The organism is Saccharopolyspora sp. NPDC050642 (genome assembly GCF_040654735.1).
Lineage (GTDB): Bacteria > Actinomycetota > Actinomycetes > Mycobacteriales > Pseudonocardiaceae > Saccharopolyspora > Saccharopolyspora elongata.
The window spans coordinates 45653-62163 of sequence record NZ_JBFAIN010000030.1 but is presented as its reverse complement, the minus strand read 5'-3'; the positions used below and the strand labels follow the sequence as shown (position 1 = coordinate 62163).

General features: G+C 70.1%; 19 protein-coding genes. 8 read left to right on the top strand and 11 right to left on the bottom strand.

The features are described from left to right. Nucleotides 1–1136 precede the first annotated feature (1136 nt). Genes AB0H93_RS32835 through AB0H93_RS32825 form a run of 3 tightly spaced genes read left to right on the top strand, consistent with a single transcriptional unit; the run spans nucleotide 1137 to nucleotide 3998 of the window. Nucleotides 1137–2252, top strand: coding sequence for a type III polyketide synthase (locus AB0H93_RS32835; protein WP_358578028.1), 1116 nt, complete (start codon nucleotides 1137–1139; stop codon nucleotides 2250–2252). Continuing rightward, the gene (locus tag AB0H93_RS32830) at nucleotides 2252–3460 is read left to right on the top strand and encodes a cytochrome P450 (RefSeq protein ID WP_358578025.1); all 1209 of its coding nucleotides are present in this window, start codon (nucleotides 2252–2254) and stop codon (nucleotides 3458–3460) included. The genes AB0H93_RS32835 and AB0H93_RS32830 overlap by 1 nt, the downstream gene beginning before the upstream one ends. 22 nt (nucleotides 3461–3482) lie before the next feature. Beyond that, nucleotides 3483–3998 carry a cupin domain-containing protein gene (locus AB0H93_RS32825; protein WP_358578022.1) on the top strand — a complete coding sequence of 172 codons (516 nt, stop codon included), beginning with the start codon at nucleotides 3483–3485 and terminating at the stop codon, nucleotides 3996–3998. A 7-nt stretch (nucleotides 3999–4005) separates the two neighbouring features. On the opposite strand, the gene AB0H93_RS32820 is transcribed toward AB0H93_RS32825, so the two are convergent. Beyond that, nucleotides 4006–4791 carry a metalloregulator ArsR/SmtB family transcription factor gene (locus AB0H93_RS32820; protein ID WP_358578020.1) on the bottom strand — a complete coding sequence of 262 codons (786 nt, stop codon included), beginning with the start codon at nucleotides 4789–4791 and terminating at the stop codon, nucleotides 4006–4008. Nucleotides 4792–4879: 88 nt separating this feature from the next. Between AB0H93_RS32820 and AB0H93_RS32815 the strand changes: the two genes are divergently transcribed. Next, nucleotides 4880–5581, top strand: a complete 702-nt coding sequence (locus AB0H93_RS32815; RefSeq protein WP_358578017.1) for an alpha/beta hydrolase — start codon at nucleotides 4880–4882, stop codon at nucleotides 5579–5581. Nucleotides 5582–5629: 48 nt separating this feature from the next. Here AB0H93_RS32815 and AB0H93_RS32810 read toward each other — a convergent pair whose 3' ends face one another. The 5 genes from AB0H93_RS32810 to AB0H93_RS32790 form a co-directional block, all read right to left on the bottom strand. Continuing rightward, complete coding sequence (locus AB0H93_RS32810; RefSeq protein ID WP_132490208.1) at nucleotides 5630–5956, bottom strand: putative quinol monooxygenase; 327 nt, start codon at nucleotides 5954–5956, stop codon at nucleotides 5630–5632. 98 nt (nucleotides 5957–6054) lie between these two features. Next, nucleotides 6055–6993, bottom strand: a complete 939-nt coding sequence (locus tag AB0H93_RS32805; protein ID WP_358578014.1) for an SRPBCC family protein — start codon at nucleotides 6991–6993, stop codon at nucleotides 6055–6057. After that, nucleotides 6990–7316 (bottom strand): metalloregulator ArsR/SmtB family transcription factor, encoded by a 327-nt coding sequence (locus AB0H93_RS32800; protein WP_358578012.1) that lies wholly within the window; start codon nucleotides 7314–7316, stop codon nucleotides 6990–6992. The genes AB0H93_RS32805 and AB0H93_RS32800 overlap by 4 nt, the downstream gene beginning before the upstream one ends. A gap of 46 nt (nucleotides 7317–7362) precedes the next feature. Then, nucleotides 7363–7764, bottom strand: a complete 402-nt coding sequence (locus AB0H93_RS32795) for a PaaI family thioesterase (RefSeq protein ID WP_358578010.1) — start codon at nucleotides 7762–7764, stop codon at nucleotides 7363–7365. After that, on the bottom strand, nucleotides 7761–8483 hold the full coding sequence (locus tag AB0H93_RS32790; protein WP_358578008.1) for a 3-keto-5-aminohexanoate cleavage protein: 723 nt from the start codon (nucleotides 8481–8483) through the stop codon (nucleotides 7761–7763). The genes AB0H93_RS32795 and AB0H93_RS32790 overlap by 4 nt, the downstream gene beginning before the upstream one ends. Before the next feature lie 114 nt (nucleotides 8484–8597). Between AB0H93_RS32790 and AB0H93_RS32785 the strand changes: the two genes are divergently transcribed. Both AB0H93_RS32785 and AB0H93_RS32780 read left to right on the top strand, forming a co-directional pair. Then, entirely contained in the window at nucleotides 8598–9179 is a 582-nt protein-coding gene (locus AB0H93_RS32785; RefSeq protein WP_358578005.1) for a hypothetical protein, read from the top strand. Then, nucleotides 9086–10102, top strand: a complete 1017-nt coding sequence (locus tag AB0H93_RS32780) for a methyltransferase domain-containing protein (RefSeq protein WP_358578003.1) — start codon at nucleotides 9086–9088, stop codon at nucleotides 10100–10102. Before AB0H93_RS32785 ends, AB0H93_RS32780 begins: the two co-directional genes overlap by 94 nt. On the opposite strand, the gene AB0H93_RS32775 is transcribed toward AB0H93_RS32780, so the two are convergent. Together AB0H93_RS32775 and AB0H93_RS32770 are read right to left on the bottom strand one after the other, a co-directional pair. Further along, nucleotides 10086–10718, bottom strand: a complete 633-nt coding sequence (locus tag AB0H93_RS32775; protein WP_358578000.1) for a response regulator transcription factor — start codon at nucleotides 10716–10718, stop codon at nucleotides 10086–10088. The genes AB0H93_RS32780 and AB0H93_RS32775 overlap by 17 nt on opposite strands. Continuing rightward, nucleotides 10718–11935 (bottom strand): sensor histidine kinase, encoded by a 1218-nt coding sequence (locus AB0H93_RS32770; protein WP_358577998.1) that lies wholly within the window; start codon nucleotides 11933–11935, stop codon nucleotides 10718–10720. Before AB0H93_RS32770 ends, AB0H93_RS32775 begins: the two co-directional genes overlap by 1 nt. Before the next feature lie 177 nt (nucleotides 11936–12112). On the opposite strand from AB0H93_RS32770, the gene AB0H93_RS32765 reads away from it, so the two are divergent. Then, entirely contained in the window at nucleotides 12113–13219 is a 1107-nt protein-coding gene (locus AB0H93_RS32765) for an ABC transporter permease (protein WP_358577995.1), read from the top strand. Continuing rightward, on the top strand, nucleotides 13216–13905 hold the full coding sequence (locus tag AB0H93_RS32760; RefSeq protein ID WP_358577992.1) for an ABC transporter ATP-binding protein: 690 nt from the start codon (nucleotides 13216–13218) through the stop codon (nucleotides 13903–13905). The genes AB0H93_RS32765 and AB0H93_RS32760 overlap by 4 nt, the downstream gene beginning before the upstream one ends. Here AB0H93_RS32760 and trpS read toward each other — a convergent pair. From trpS to AB0H93_RS32745, 3 genes are all read right to left on the bottom strand, one after another. Next, nucleotides 13882–14934 carry a tryptophan--tRNA ligase gene (gene trpS, locus AB0H93_RS32755; protein WP_358577990.1) on the bottom strand — a complete coding sequence of 351 codons (1053 nt, stop codon included), beginning with the start codon at nucleotides 14932–14934 and terminating at the stop codon, nucleotides 13882–13884. The genes AB0H93_RS32760 and trpS overlap by 24 nt on opposite strands. Nucleotides 14935–15177: 243 nt before the next feature. Continuing rightward, nucleotides 15178–15918 carry a GNAT family N-acetyltransferase gene (locus AB0H93_RS32750; protein WP_358577988.1) on the bottom strand — a complete coding sequence of 247 codons (741 nt, stop codon included), beginning with the start codon at nucleotides 15916–15918 and terminating at the stop codon, nucleotides 15178–15180. Nucleotides 15919–16042: 124 nt separating this feature from the next. After that, the gene (locus AB0H93_RS32745; RefSeq protein WP_358577986.1) at nucleotides 16043–16255 is read right to left on the bottom strand and encodes a hypothetical protein; all 213 of its coding nucleotides are present in this window, start codon (nucleotides 16253–16255) and stop codon (nucleotides 16043–16045) included. Nucleotides 16256–16511: the final 256 nt, after the last annotated feature.

Genomic DNA, 16511 nt, shown 5'->3' with positions numbered 1-16511 from the left:
CGGCCCGCACGCTCAACGGCTCCGCATCGGCACGCCACACGCCTTGCCGGCGGGCCGAATCATCAGGCCAGGTCGTTCCACATGGCGCGCCCGGCGGATCGGGCTCGGCCCGCCGAGAATAATGTGGATCATGATCCGGCGGATTGCTTCGATGATGCTCCGCAGATGAACGTCCCGTTCCGCCTACCCAATTTTGTCACTGTGACGCTAATGAGTAGAGGAACGAGACCCGGCAGATCGAGCCGGATGGGCGACCGGAGGGACTTCGTCAGCATCCGACACCATCAGCCGGTCAAACTCGGCACTCCACAAGGCGGCTGCGACCCCCAAGCCTCACGGCATGGGGCGACCAACTGTCAACTCGGCTCACAATGCAATCTCATGGTCGATATCGCACTCAGCGCCTGACGCGACGACGGCTGGCGCCGACGAGTCAGCCGGCTGTCAGGCGCCGGTCGCCAAGCGCGTTATCCGGCTCGTCAGCACCTGGCGTCGAAGCTGGATGCGACAAGGCCCGAAAACCCGACAAACAGGCGCTTCTGGCCGCCATCGCCACAGGTCGATAAAACGCCGATAATGTACATTATGTTAAGTAATGCATTTGCGGGGTTCCCCCGACCACCGCCCTGGCCTCCGACCATGTCCCGGTTGCGTTATCGCCCGACCTGACCACACGCCAAGTTCGCCGCGCTCATCAACGTCCCCGGCACCCCGAGCGACGGAAAGACGGCTCCTGGCTCGGAGCGCACGTTGTGGTCGCACACCCGCGAGTCTGACTCGCCAGTTGTGCGTCAGCGCGAAATCTGCCGGACCATCGGTCGCCTCTCCCCTCTGCGTCCCGCCCGAGATCAACATCGCGCGGAGATAGCCGCATCGCAATGGGTTGATGGCTTGTGCGGCGGAGTCGCCCCACTCCCCTTGTCCTCGAAGTCGAATCGTGTCGCCGCATCCGGAAATCCGTTGGGCGCGAACAACTTTCACGTGACTTGGTCACTCAACACCGCTGCGTCCTCCCATCAGTGGCTATGCCGAGGGAAACGGCCCGGCACGGACGACCATTCCTCCCGCCGCACCGGATGATGAGTGCCGAACCAATTCGCTTCGCAGCAGGTCTGCTCGTACGTCTGGAGGTATCGGTGGCAGTTCTGTGCAGACCGGCGGTTGCGGTTCCTGAGCACGTCATCACCGTGGAGGAAACGCTTGAGCACGCCCGTCGAGTCCACGCCGATCACCCGCAACTCCCCCTCGCCCTGCGGTTGATCAGCAACACCGGAGTCCGCAAGCGCCACCTCATCCGGCCGATCTCCGAGACGTTGCAGCACCCGGGGTTCGAGGTGCGCAACAGGATCTACGAGGAGCAGGCCAAGCTGCGCGTGCCGGCCGTCGTGTCCCGGGCGTTGGCCAATTCCGGGTTGCGCGCCGAGGACATCGACCTGCTGGTGTACGTGTCGTGCACCGGGTTCATGATGCCGTCGATGACGTCGTGGCTGATCAACTCGATGGGGTTCCGCCACGACACGCGACAGCTGCCGATCGCGCAGCTCGGGTGTGCCGCGGGTGGTGCGGCGATCAATCGCGCGCACGACTTCTGCACCGCCTACCCCGACTTGAACGCGCTGATCGTCGCCTGCGAGTTCTGCTCGCTGTGCTACCAGCCCGACGACCACGACATCGGTTCGTTGCTGTCGAACGGGTTGTTCGGCGATGCCGTCGCGGCTGCCGTGGTGCGGGGTTCCGGTGGTAGCGGGGTTCTGCTGGAGCGCAATGCCGCGGCGATGATCCCGGACACCGAGGACTGGATTTCCTACCAGGTGAAGGCCACCGGCTTCCACTTCCGGTTGGACAAGCGGGTGCCGACGACGATGGAGCCGCTGGCGCCGGCGCTGCGTGCGTTGGCGGATCGGCATCGGTGGGATGTCGCGGGGCTGGACTTCTACATCATCCATGCCGGTGGGCCGCGGATCCTCGACGATCTGACGAAGTTCTTGGGGGTACCGCCGGTGGCGTTCCGGTACAGCCGGGCGACGCTCACCGAGTACGGGAACATCGCCAGCGCCGTGGTGCTCGATGCGTTGTTGCGGATGTTCGACGAGGGTTCGGTGCCCGATCGGGCGCGTGGTGTGATCGCTGGTTTCGGTCCGGGCATCAGTGCGGAGATGGCCGTCGGCAGTTGGGTTTCGGGACCGGAGCCGACGATCGTGCGTCCCAGGGGTGAGCAGGTGGCGGTTGCGCGTCCGTTGGGAGGTCGCTGATGTCGGATCGGTGTCCGGTGCGGTGCTACGTGCCGCCGAACATCGCCGGGGTGGGGTTCGATCCGGATCTCGCCGCGTTCTTGCGGGACGAGCCGGTGGCGCGGATCCGGATGCAGTTCGGGTCGGGTGAGGCGTGGCTGGTGACGCGGTACGAGGACGTCAAGTTCGTGACCTCGGATCCGAGGTTCAGCCGCGCGGCGATCGCGGGCCAGCCGTTCCCGCGGATGACGAAGCACATCATCCCGTTGGACCGGGCGGTGAGCTATGCGGATCCGCCGGGGCATGCGCGGATCCGGCGGGTGGCGGCGAAGGTCTTCGCGCAGCGCAATGTCGAGCGGTTGCGGGTGCGCGCCGAGCAGGTGGTGGCCGAGCGGATTGCGGCGTTGGTCAGCGCGGGGCCGCCGGCCGATCTGGTGGAGCACGTGGTGGCGCCCTTTCCGATGGCGATGATCGGTGAGGTCGTGGGTGTTCCGGAGGACGATCGGCCGTGGTTGATGTGGTGCGCGGAGACGTTGTTCAGCATGGCGCGCGACGAGTCGGAGGTGGCTCGCAACGGTCGGATCAAGGACGAGTTGTACGCGTACTTCCACAAGTTGGTGGCGCAGCGCCGTCGGGAGTCGGGTGATGATCTGCTGACGGTGCTGGGTGATGCGCGCGATCGTGGCGAGATCGATGACGAGGAGCTGGGCGCGCTGGTGGTGCTGGTGTCGCTGAACGGGTGGCACGCGGTTCGCTACAACAGTTCGAACATGGTGTACGTGCTGTTGACGGAGCCGGGTTTGCGGGATCGGTTGGTGGCCGAGCCGGGGCTGGTTCCGCATGCGGTGGAGGAGCTGCTGCGTTTCATCCCGCACAAGCGCGGTGTCGGGCAGCCGCGGGTGGCCACCGAGGACGTGGTGATCCGGGGTGTTCGGATTCGGGCCGGGGACGTCGTGCACGTTTCGTACGTGACGGCGAACTGGGATCCGGAGGTCTTCCCGGAGCCGGAGCGGTTCGATCTGGGGCGTGCGGAGATTCCGCACGTGGCGTTCGGGCATGGGCCGCATTACTGCGTGGGGCCGTTGTTGGCGCGGATGGAGTCGCAGGTGCTGCTGGGTGGTTTGGTGGAGCGCCTCCCCCGGCTTCGGTTGGCGGTGCCGCCGGAGGAGGTCCGGTGGCGGCAGGACGTGATGATCCGCGGTCCGGTCGGTCTGCCTGTGACCTGGTGATTCGGGGGAAGGTTCAGCGCTGATGCAGGGTTTGGTCGTTCCGCCCGGTGATGGGAAGCGGATCGTGACGGGTGCGCAGGACGTGACGTTCAAGGTCACGGGGGCGCATTCGTCGGCGGCGTCGAGTTTCGAGGTGGTGGTGCCGCCGGGTTTCGACGTCGGTGCGCATGTGCACGCCCGCAGCGAGGAGTTGTTCTACGTGCTGGAGGGTGAGCTGGAGTTGTTGGCGTTCGAGCCGGTCGTGCGTGGTGGGGACAACTGGTCGGAGTGGGAGGGCGAGTCGGGGCAGCGGGTTTGTCGTGCTGATCCGGGCAGTGTCATGTTCGTGCCGCCGGGTTGTCCGCATGCTTTCGCCAATCGTGGTGAGGTTGCGGCGCGGATGTTCTTCCAGTCGTCGCCGCCGTCGCATCACGAGCGGTATTTCGAGGAGTTGCTGGAGATCCTGGAGGCTCCGGGTGGCGTGGATGATGTGGCGGTGGCGGAGTTGCGGCGGCGTCATGACATCGAGCAGTTGACGCCGTTGCGGTTCGATGCGTGAGGTGCTGTTAGGCGTCGGGTAGTGCTTCGCCGGTTTCCAGCAGGGTTTTGAGGCTGGAGAGCAGGGCGGGCCAGCCTTGGGTGATCATGGTGAGCACGGTGCTGTCCGGTTCGAAGCCGTCGTGGATCACGGTGAGTTTGACGATGTCGCCGAGGGGTTCGATCTCGAAGGTGACCTTCGAGCGGGGTTCGGCGGCGATCGTGGTGAGCGTGTCGTCGTCGATGCCGCTGCCTTCGGCCCATTGCGGGGTGAAGGTGTGCCAGGTGTAGGCGAGCTTGCGGTGGGGTTCGGCTTCGAGGACGACCTGGGCGGGGTCGGTGATCGTGGTGCCGGGGACGTGCCAGGTCATGGTGGAGCCGGGTTGCCAGTCGGTGTCGATGGTCAGGCCCCAGTAGCGGCGGGTGAAGGCGGGGTCGGTGAGGGCTTGCCAGAGCCGTTGCGGCGTGGTGTTGATGTAGGTCGTGTAGACGAATTCCGGGTTGTTCACGGGTTGCTCCAGTGCGGTTTTGAGGTCTGCGAGTGCGCGGATGCGTTGTCGGTCGTACTGGTTGATCCAGCGTTCGGTGATGGCGTTGATCGGTTCGGCGTTGAGGTAGTGGAGTTTTTCGCGGCCGCGTCGCACGGTGGTGACGAGGTTGGCGGTTTCGAGCACTGCGAGGTGCTTGCTCACGGATTGCCGGGCCATGTCGAGGCCGCTGCACAGTTCGCGCAGGGTTTGGCCGTTGTGGGCGTTCAGGTTGTCGAGCAGTTGGCGTCGGTTGGGGTCGGCCAGTGCTTTGAACACGTCGTCCATCTCACCTACCAAAGTGCAGCCGGTCGGCTGCGTGAATATAGGCAGCCAACCGGCTGCATGTCAAAAGATGGCCGGTTAGGCTCCCGGTATGGCTGTGGTGCTGGTGCACGGCAGTTTCCTGGGGCCCTGGTCGTGGCGCGATGTCGTCGCGGACCTGGAGGGCGTGGGGATCGCGTGCTCGGTCGCGGATCTGCCCAGCGGGCTCGGCGGCATCCGCGATGCCGCCGGCGATCTGCACGACGATGCCGCTCGGGTTCGGGAGCTCCTGGACGCGGCGACCGAACCGGTGGTGCTGTGCGGGCACTCCTACGGCGGTGCGGTGATCACCGAGGCGGCGGCCGGCCATCCGGCAGTGCGGCGGTTGGTGTACCTCGCCGGCGCGATGCCCGATGCCGGGCAGAGCCTGACCGATCTCGCTCCCCCGCCTGTTGTTGGGCACGGGGCGCGGGAGGCGGTGCGGTGGCGGGTGGACGGCTTGCTGGAACTGACGGCGGATTCCGCGCGGGAGGCGTTGTTCCACGACTGCTCCGCGGCGCGGGCCGAGGAGGCGATTTCGTTGCTGCGGCCCAGCAATCCGGTGATCAGTGCGCAGGGTGTGCGGGCGGCGGCGTGGCGGGAGGTGCCGACGACCTTCGTGCGGGGTGCGGCCGACCGGATGCCGGAGCTGGTGTCGGGTTCGGTCGAGTGGGACGCGGTCGAGGTCGTGGAGTTGCCGACCGGGCACTGCCCCAACTGGTCCCGTCCGGATCTGGTCGCCGCCCTGCTGGCCGATCTGGCGGGATCGCTGTGACGACGGCTGTGGTGTCGTGCGTGCTCGGACGCACGACACCACAGCGGGTCAGTCCTGCACGGCCATCTCGCCGAGCAGCGACCAGTCCTGCTGGTCCACGGTCGCGTTGACGATCCGCGGGGTCTCGGCGAGGTGCGGGGGCAGGGTTTGCTGGGCCTTCTTGAAGTGCTCGGACTGGACGTGCGCGGCGCCGGCCTGGTCGTCGCGGAAGGCTTCGACCAGGACGTACTCGTTCGGGTCGTCGAGGCTGCGGGACCAGTCGAACCACAGGCAGCCGGGTTCGGCGCGGGTCGCCCTGGTGAATTCGGCTGCGATCTCCGGCCACCGGTCGGCGTGTTCGGGCCGGATGCGGAACTTGGCGGTGATGAAGATCATCGCGGGTACTCCTTCGGACGTCGTGGGGCTCGGCTTCCATCTGGCCCGATGATCCTAAGGAACCGCGCGCGGGGCGATTCGGGCTGGTCGGCTTCGATTCAGTCTAGGCCGAGGCGTTGCGCGTAGCGCTCGCGCAGCTGCTCGGTGCGGTCGGCGGGCCAGGGGCAGCGGATGTCGCCGTGCAGGGCCGCGAACACGATCTCGAAGTAGACCTGCCATGCCGCCAGGAGGGTGGCCCGATCGGCGGCCTGCGCGGCGGGCACGGTGTGCGTGAGTGTGAGGCGGGTGCCGATCGGGTGCTGGTCGCGGAGCTGGAACCGGACGGTGCCGCTTGGTCGCCAGGCGTATTCCAGGGTGTTCGGGGCTTCGACGGTGGTGAGTGCGCCGGCCTCGCCGTAGCCGTGGGTGCCCTCTAGCGGAGGCTGGGCGCCTGCGGTGGGGTTGCTGTCGCCGGTGATGAGCGTCCAGACCTCGTGGGGTGGTTGGATGAAGTCGCGTTCGAAGCGGATCTCGTGGCCGTTGTCGGTCTCGTGCAGTTCGCCTTCGCCGAGGCCGAACTGCTCGATGTAGGCCTCGGCGCGTTCGAACCACGTCTGCATGGAGAACTCGGTGGTCGTGCCGGTGAGCCGGGCGGCGAGGCCGTCGAGGCAGGCGTCCCAGCCGGCGGCGTGGCGGGCGATCGACGGGCGGTCGCTGTCGGGGCCGTGCAGCGCGTGGCTGAACACCAGCAGGCAGCCTTCGGGGCGCGGGAGCAGTTCGCAGCGGATGACGTCGGTGTCCCAGCGGAAGGCGAAGACCTTCGGTGGGTCGGCTTCGAGGATCTCCCCTTCGTCGGCGGTGTCGGAGCCTTCGAAGGTGAAGCGCATCTTGGTGCCCGGGACGGGCTGGTCGAAGTCGATGCGGGCCGGGAACCAGTGGGTCAGCTCGGCGGGGTCGGTGATGGCGCGCCACACCTTCTCCGGCGGGTGGTGCAGCAGGCGTTGCAGGCGCAGGACGGGACGGTCGCCGATCATCGTGACGGACGTGTCGGTGTTCATGGCTGGGTGTCCTCCGGGTCGGGCATGGCGTCGAGGTGGCGTTGCAGGGCGTCGAGGCGTTCGTGCCACATCTGCCGGTAGGGCGCCAGCCAGGCGTCGATCTCGGCCAGTGGCTCGGGACGCAGCCGGTACCAGCGGCGTTGGGCGTCCTGGCGGACTTCGACCAGGCCTGCTTCGCGCAGCACCTTGAGGTGCTTGGACACCGTGGGCTGGCTCAGCGGGAGGTGGTCGACGAGGTCGCCGACGGCTCGTTCGCCGGTGCGCAGCAGGTCGAGGATGTCCCGGCGGTGCGGTTCGGCCAGAACTTCGAAGGTACTTGCCACCCCGTCAATATAGCCGACGGGAAATATGCCCGCGAGTCCGGCGGGCTCAGGCCGTGAGCACGGCCTGGGTCTGGGTGGTGTGCCCGACGCGGCGCCCGTCGACGTCCATTAGCTCCGTCTGCACCGCGATGTTCGACCGGCCCACGTGCAGCGGGCGGCTGACCGCGTGCAGTGCACCCTCGCGCAGCGCGCGGAAGAAGTTCGTCTTCGATTCGATCGTGGCGGTGTGCGCGCCCTCGGGGAGGTTGAGGAACGCGCAGATCGCGCCGATCGAATCGGCCAGCGCCATGACCGCTCCCCCGTGCAGCACTCCCCCCGACGTGCAGCGCTGCGGTGCCCAGTCCAGGTGCCCGCGGACCTCCTCAGCGCTGGCGGAGTCGATCTGCACGCCCAGCGACACCGCGAACGGCATGAGCGCGACGAGCTGCTGGTGGTCGATGGCGGTCATGAGCTTTCCTCCGCGAGGATCCGGGTCGCGGCGGCGACCAGTTCGGCGTTGTCGGCGGCGACCTGCCCGTCGGGCAGCAGCAGGGTGTCTTCCAGGCCGATGCGGGTCGCGAGCCCACGACGGGCGGCGACGGTCAGCACCGGCCACGCACCCGCTGCCTCGCCGTGCAGCAGGATCGGCGTCGCCGCCGGGCGCAGCCGCTCCAGCAGGGCTTCGGCGGTCGCCGGGGCGCCGCGCGCGGTCAGGTCCGTGACCTCGGCCAGCACCCGCAGGACCCGGCCGCGGTGCGGGGAACGCAGGAACTGGTGGTCGCCGTCGGTGCCGGAGTAGATGCCCGCCTCGACGCCGATACCGCGCTCCAGCAGCACGGCCGCGACGTCGTCCGCGCCGGGCTCGTGCCAGTTCACCGAGGCGTGATCGGGCAGCACCGTCCACGCCCGGATGGCCCGGATCCGGTCGGCCGGGTCGGGCGCGGTCCAGGCGCCGGTGGTGACGCCGACCCCGACGCCGGGTGCCGCGGCCCGCACCGCGCGCAATGCGGCGGCGACCGCGTGCGGGTCGAGGCTGTCGGTCCCGTCGGGTGCCTTGGGGTGCAGGTGGATGTCGGTGGCGCCGGCGGCGATGCTGTCCGCGGCGGCCTTGGCCAGTTCCTCGGGACGCACGGGCAGGTGGAAGTGCTCGCGCGGCGAGCGGGCGCCGTTGAGGCAGACCTGCAACATGTCCTGATTCTCCCCTGCACCGGCGGTGGTGCGGAAGCTGACGACCCCGTTTCGTGATCATCGTGGGCGCGACAATCCGCCCGGATCGGTGATTGCGGCGCCTGTACTAGCGTGGTGGCCGTGGTGTTGAGCAACCGGATCCTGCGGGGCGTGGCCGCCGGCGAGATCACCCTGGCGTACCAGCGCTGGCCCAGCCCGCTGGCGCGGGCCGGCTCGCGGTTGCACACCGCGGTCGGGGTGATCGGTGTCGACGAGGTCGCCGAGGTCGATCCGGCCCGGATCACCGATGCCGACGCCCACCGCGCCGGCTTCGCCTCCGCCGCCGGACTCCGGTCCTCTTTGGACAAGCACGGCCGCGGCGCGGTCTACCGCCTCGCCCTCAGCTACGCGGGCTCTGCGCCCGAGCTGCCGCCGGAACCGGTGGAGCTGCGTCCCCGCGAGCGCGCCGAGATCGACCGGCGATTGGCGCGGCTGGACGTTTCCTCCCCGCGCGGGCCGTGGACCAAGGCCGTCCTGGAGGTGCTGCGGCGGCGCCCCGGGCTTCGGGCCGCCGAACTCGCCGCCGACCAGGGGCGGCCGGTGTCCCGCTGCAAATCCGATGTGTGGCAGTTGCGCGAGCTCGGCCTCGTCGAGCCCCAGGAGTCGGGCTTCCGGCTGTCCTCGCGCGGGCAGTCCTACCTCGACGGTCCCACCTGAACGAGGAGCACGTCCTGATCCACCAGACCCACCCCGCCGACACCCACACCGACACCGAAACCGCGCTGTGCGCCGCGATCCGGGCCTACAGCAGCGGTGATACCACCGCCGCGCACAGCGCGGCCGAACAGGCCCGTGCCCTGGACCCGGACAGCGAACTGGCGCGGCTGCTGGCCGTGATCACGGCGGGCGGCGATGCCGCGGGCGTCTACGACTCCCCCGCGGCATTCCGGGCGTTCATCCGCGGCGGCGGCAACATCGGCCTCTACGAGGCCACCTCCGGCGCGCTGCGCGAGCTCTACCGGCAGCACCGGCCTCAGCGGCTGCTCGACATCGGTACCGGCGACGGGATGGCACTGCTGCCCGCGCTCACCGAGCACCGCCCCGCCGTCGGGGTCGTCGAGCCCAGTGCCGCGCTGCTGGCCGAGACCACCGCCGAGCTGACCCGGCGCGGCATCCCGCACCTCGCGTGGCCGTGCACCGCCCAGGACTTCACCGCCACCCACACCCGGCGCTGGGACCTGGTGCAGTCCACCTTCGCGCTGCAATCCCTGCCCGAGGCCGACAAGGCCCGGGTGCTGCGCTGGATCGCCGCGCACACCGACCGGTTCGTGCTGGTGGAGTTCGACGTCCCGGAGGTCGCCTCGGTGTGGGAACCCGCGTGGTTCCGCGACTGCCTGGCCCGGCTGGAGCGCGGCCTGCGCGAGTACGACGACGACCGCGATCTCGTCGGCGCCGGGTTCATCCTGCCGGTGATCCTCGGCAAGTTCGGCACCGCCACGCCCACCAACTACGAGCTGGCCATCGACGCTTGGGAGGGGCTGCTGCGCGAGGCCGGGTTCGCCGGGATCACCACCCGGCGGCTGGCCGACTACTGGTGGCGGCCGCCGTTCCTGGTCGAGGCGGTCACCGGGGCCGGATGATGCCGCGCTGCAACGCCGTGGTGATCGCCGCGGTGCGGTTGTCCACGCCGAGCTTGTCGTAGATGTGCACCAGGTGCGTCTTCACGGTCGCCTCGCTGATGAACAACGCCTTCGACAGCGCCCGGTTGGACAGGCCCTGGGCCAGCAGCTGCAGGATCTCCACCTCGCGCGGGCTCAGCGCGGGCTGCGGGCGGCGCAGGTGACCGAGCAGTCGTGCCGCCACGCCGGGTGCCAGCGCCGTCTGGCCCGACGCCGCCAGCCACACCGCCTGGCACAGCTCCTCCGGCGGCGCGTCTTTGAGCATGTAGCCGGTGGCGCCGGCTTCCACGGCGGTGAGGATGTCGGCGTCGGAGTCGTAGGTGGTCAGCACCAGCACCGGCGGGCCGCCCTCGGCGGTGATGCGGCGGGTGGCCGTGACGCCGTCCATGCCGGTGGGCATCTGCAGGTCCATCAGCACGATGTCCACCTCGGTGCCGGCCAGCACGTCCAGCGCGGCCTGCCCGTCGGAGGCCTCGGCCACCACCGTCATGTCCGGCCGGTCGTCGAACATCGCCCGCAGTCCGCGCCGGACCACCGGATGATCGTCGACGAGCAGGATGCGCAACGCTTCGGCCATCACCGGATCTCCTCGTCGGTCAGGGGCAGCCGGATGGCCACCGCGGTGCCGTCGCCGGGCGCGGACTCCACCGCGAGCCGCCCGCCCAGCGCGCCGATGCGTTCCCGCAGCGCGATCAGCCCGTATCCGCTGCCATCCGGTGCGGGCCGGACCGCGGCCGGGTCGAAGCCCGCACCGTCGTCGTAGATGTCGAGGGTGACCTCCGTGTCGAGGAACCCGAGCGTGACCACCGCGGTACGGGCGCGGGCGTGGCGGACGACGTTGCCGAGGCTGGCCTGCGCCGCGCGCAGTAGCGCCACCTCGTAGCCGGACGGCAGCTGCACGGGTGCGCCATCGGTCTGGAAGCGGCAGTGGATGCCCGATTCCCTCGCGGTGTCCTCGCACAGCCGCCGCAGCGCCTGCGGCAGTCCCGCGCCGGTCAGCGACGGTGGCCGCAGGTCCCGCACGAAGCGGCGGGCCTCGTCGAGGTTGTCCGCCGCTGTGCGCTGCGCCTCGACGATGCGGGCGCGGGCCTTGTCCGCCTGCGGTGGCAGCGCCGAGTCCGCTGCGCGCAGCAGCAGCACGATGCTCGACAGGCCCTGGGCGAGGGTGTCGTGGATTTCCCGGGCCAGCCGTTCGCGCTCGGCGGCCACCCCGGCCTGGTGCTGCGAGGACGCCAGCTCCGCGCGGGTGCGGGTCAGGTCGTCGATGAGGGCTTGCCTGCGCTGGCTCTCGGCGTAGATCGCCGAGTAGCCCCAGGTGATCACCACGGCCACCCCCGCCCCGACGACCGGGCCCAGCACCATGCCCACGCTCCAGGTCCCGGCGTGCCAGCCCTGGGCCGAGACGACCAGGGCGGTGACCACCACGACCGCGACCAGCGCGTGCCGCCCGCGCAGCAGGTGCAGGTGCAGGAAGAACAGCGGGAACGCCAGCCACGAGAAGTCCGGGCTGATCACCAGCAGGCCCGCCCACACCGCGGTGACCGCCGCCAGCCACGTCATCGCCAGCCACCGGCGGTGCAGGGCGTGGCGCACGGCCGCGCCCGCGGCGTACACGGCGGTGAGCAGCACCGCACCGGCCACCGCCAGCCAGCCGGTCGGGCCGACGGGGTGGGTGAGGAACACCCGCGTGGTGGCGATGCCCAGCAGCAGCAGGAATCCCGCGTGGAACACCAGCCGCATCAACCGCAGGATCGCCACCGGGCCGGGACCGGCGGGCAACGACGTTTCGGACACTGTGGACACCTTAAGGCCTGCGGGTGGACGGGGCGGACGGTGCTCGCCAGGGTCCTTTCTAGACATCGCCGCCGGGGCGCGGCATCGATCGTTCGGTTGAGATCGCGGTGCACCGCACGGCAGGCGCGGAATCAATCCGCGCGGCGATGGCAGCGGGGCCGATCGCGGCGAGGCTGGATGCCGGAATCGACCACGACCGGAAAGCAGAGCACCGTGTTCCTCGCCATCCGCGACATCCGCTTCGCCAAGGGGCGGTTCGCGCTCATGGGCTCGGTGGTCGGGCTGATCACGCTGTTGATCGTGCTGCTGTCGGGACTGACCGCGGGACTGGCCCACCAGTCCACCTCGGCCATCTCACAGCTGCCCGCCACCCACATCGCCTTCGGCACGACCAGCGCCGAAGCCCCCGAGCAGTCCTTCGCCGACTCCTCGGTCACCCAGGCCCAGCTCGACGCCTACCGCGCCGCACCCGGCGTGCAGCGCGCCGCGCCGCTGGGCATCACCCAGACCCGCCTGGAAACCGCCACCGGCGGCGCGGCGGCCACCATCTTCGGCGTGCGCTCCGCCGACGGACTCGCGCCCGAGGCGGTCACGCCCGGCACGCTGGTGATCAGCCGCGAGCTCGCCGAGGACAACGACCTGGCCGTCGGGCAGACCGTGCTGGCGGGTACGCAGCGGCTGACCATCAGCGGCATCGCCGACAACGCCTACTACAGCCACACGCCGGTGGCGTGGACGGCGCTGGAGACCTGGTCGGCGCTGCGGCCCCCGCGCGTCGACGCGCCGCTGGCCACCGTCATCGCCGCCGAGGTGACCACCGACCCGGCGCAGGCCGACGCCGCAGCGGGCACCACGACGGCCACCACCGGCGCCAGCCTGTCGGCCATCGGCTCCTACTCCTCGGAGAACGGGTCGCTGCTGATGATGCAGGGCTTCCTGTACGCGATCTCCGCGCTGGTCATCGGCGCGTTCATGACCGTGTGGACCATCCAGCGCAGCGGTGACATCGCGATCCTCAAGGCCTTGGGCGGCGCCACCGGATATCTGCTGCGGGATGCGCTGGCGCAGTCGGCGATCGTGCTGGTGCTCGGCGCCGGTGTCGGCGGCGCGGTCGGGGTCGGTCTGGGGGCGCTGGCGGTGCAGGCCGTGCCGTTCCAGCTCACCGCCGCCACGACGGTGCTGCCCATCGCCGCCATGATCGTCCTGGGCATGGTCGGTGCCGTCCTGGCCGTCCGGCGCATCACCTCCGTCGACCCGCTGACCGCTTTGGGAGCAGCCCGATGAGCCTCACCCTGACCGATGTCCGCCTGACCTACCCCGACGGCGACCGCGTCCTCACCGCCCTCGACGAGGTGTCGCTGCAGGTCGAGCCCGGCCGGATGCTGGCCGTCGTCGGCCCCTCCGGGTCCGGCAAGTCGAGCCTGCTGGCCGTGGCCGCGACCCTGCTGCGCCCCGATTCCGGCCGCGTGATCGTCGACGGCGTCGACGCCGGTGGCCTTTCCGCCGCGCGGCGGGCCCGGCTGCGGCTGGAGAAGATCGGCATCGTCTTCCAGCAGCCGAACCTGCTCGGTTCGCTGACCGCCGCGGAACAACTGCTCGCCGTCCAGCACATGCGCGGCGGTTCGGTGCGGCGGCAGCGCCGTGCGGCCGCCGAAGCGCTGGCCGCGGTCGGGCTGGATGGCAAGCAGCACCGGCGGCCGCACCAGCTCTCCGGTGGTGAGCGCCAGCGGGTCAACATCGCCCGCGCCCTCACCGGCAGGCCCGCGGTGCTGCTGGTGGACGAGCCGACCGCCGCGCTCGACCAGGAGCGCGGCGGCCAGATCGTCGAGCTGCTCGCCGAGGTCACCCGCCAGCACCAGGTCGCGACCGTCATGGTCACCCATGACACCGAGTACCTCGACCAGGTCGACGAGGTGGCCGTGATGCGCGATGGACTGCTGACCCGTTCAGTAGCGGGTGCCCATCGCTGAGCGCACCTCGGCGAGGGTCGCCTCGGCGATGGCGTTGGCGCGCTCGTTGCCTTCGCGCAGGATCCGGCGCAGATAGCCGCGGTCCTGCGCGAAGGCGGCGCGGCGTTCCCGCATCGGCGCCAGGTGCTCGTTGACGGCCTCGGTGACGGTGCGCTTCAGCGCCGCCGCGCCACCCCGGCCGATGTCCGCGGCGACGTCGTGCGGATCGCGCCCCAGGCACAGGGCTGCGAGCAGCACCAGGCTGGAGACCTCCGGGCGCGACTGCGGGTCGTAGGTGATGTGGCGCTGCGCGTCGGTCTTCGCGCCGCGGATCAGCCGCGCGGTCTCATCGGCGGTGGCCGACAGCGTGATCGCGTTGCCGCGGCTCTTGCTCATCTTGGTGCCGTCGGTGCCCAGCAGCAGCGGCGCCGGCGACAGCAGTGCGTCCGGCTCGGGCAGCAGCCGCCCGTAGCGGTCGTTGAAGCGGCGCGCGATCGTGCGGGTCAGCTCCAGGTGCGGCAGCTGGTCCTGGCCCACCGGCACCAGGTTGGCCTTGCAGAACAGGATGTCGGCGGCCTGGTGCGCGGGGTAGGTGAACATCAGGCCGCTGACGGCCGCCTGCCGCGAGTGGTTGATCTCGTCCTTGACCGTGGGGTTGCGGCTGAGCTCCGAGACCGACACCAGGCTCAGGAACGGCAGGAGTAGCTGGTTGAGCGCCGCGACCGCGCTGTGGGTGAAGATCGTGGCGGTCTGCGGGTCGATCCCGGCGGCCAGGTAGTCCAGCACCAGGTCGTCGACGTGCTCGCCGAGGTGTTCGGCGAGGTCGCGGTCGGTGAGCACCTGGTAGTCGGCGATGATCACCATCATCTCCACGCCCTGACGCTGCAACCGGACGCGGTTGTGCAGGGTGCCGAAGTAGTGGCCCAGGTGCAGCAGCCCGGTCGGGCGGTCGCCGGTGAGCACCCGGAAGTCGTTGGGGCGCAAGGCGATCTGCTCCTCCAGCTCGGCGCTGCGGCGCGCGGCGGTGGAGGTCTCGATCACGGTGGTCATGGTGTTCTCCTCGGTCTGGTGGCGGGGTCCGGCCGGGGCCCCGGGACGCGTGGAGAACACGAAAAAGGGCCGTCCATCCGAACGGCCCGAGACGTGCGTGCTGAGATGGCCGCTCCTAACCGGAGCGCCACCACGCGAAGCACGAACTGCGAATCACGCCGCCATCCTAACCCGCTCCGGCCGCGCACTGCCCGCGGTATGACCGAAACCATCCCGGCTGCGGCGGCCGGTCCGGGGATGCGGTCACGGGATTTCCACGGTCATCGTCGTGGCGGTGATGGCGAACCCGAGCCGCTCGTACACGTGCTGTGCCGGATTGCCGACCGTGACGGCCAAACCCACCTCATGCCGGCCCTGCGCGCTCAGCCACGCCATCGCGCGCCGCAGCAGCAGCCCGCCCAGGCCGGCGAATTCCGGTGCCGGACGGCGGAACACATCGCCCACCCATGGGACGCCGTCGTGATCGTTGACCACCAACCCGGCCCCGACCCGGTCGCCGGCGTCGACCACCAACGCGCTGCACCCCAGCACGGGCCCCAGCACCCGGCCGGCCAGCAGCGGCTGCAGCAGCTCCACCAGCACCTGCTGATCGTTGCCGGACACGCGGTCGGGATGTTCCGGCGGGAACGCCTCCAGCCACGCCGGCAGCAACTCCGACGCCGGGCGATCGCAGGCCACCACCCGCAGCGGCGCCACCGGCACCAGCTCCGCCCACTCTGGCGGCGGCGGGTCGGCTCGCAGATCGCGCCGCATCGCATGCGCATGCCGCTTCAGCCGCGCCCCCGCCCGCAGCAGCACCTCGCCCTGCTCGGGAGTGACCGACAGCTTCCACCCCGGCAACTCCGCGCGGAACAGCCCCAGCGCATCGGGCCCTTCGATGGCCAGCACCCGCGCGACGCGCGGCATCCCGGCCGGGGTGTAGGACACCGTCGTGGTCCCGTCCGACAACACCGTGGCCTCACCGGTGTGGTTCTCCTGCAGCATTCGACAAGCATTACACCCGAATCTCGTGCTGGGGCAACCGAATTAGCGTCGCCGGGGAAGAGTTGGGGGGTCTGTTCCGCTTGGAACGGACCCCCCAACGCCGGTGACTATCCGCAGACCGGTGTCACTGGTCCTTGCTCTCGTCGGTCGCCACGGCGTGCGCCACGCCGTCCTGCCCGTACCCGTCCTGCCCGTTGGAGCCGGTGCAGCTGCCGCTCTCGCATGCCGGCGCGGGCAGCGTCGTGACGTTCCACGGCTGGTCCTGGGCCTGGGCCAGGCCCGCGGTGGTGCCGGCGAAGGCGGCGGCGAGGACGGCGACGCTGAGGATTCGGCGCATGATCACGTATCTCCTGGAATGCTCGGGCCCCCGTGCGGGGGCCGGTGGCCCCAGGCCAACACCGACCGGCACCGCGCGCCGACTGGATCACCACGACAGGCGAGCGGATCTACCCCGACCGGCGGACGCGGCGCGGAAATTCCCTTGACATCCGCGGCGGGCCTGCCGCTAAGATCAACACCACTATGAAGAACTGACTTCGAGCCAGGCCCGCGTCCGAGGCTTCCGCGACCGCTTCCACCGGTTCGCGTCGAAT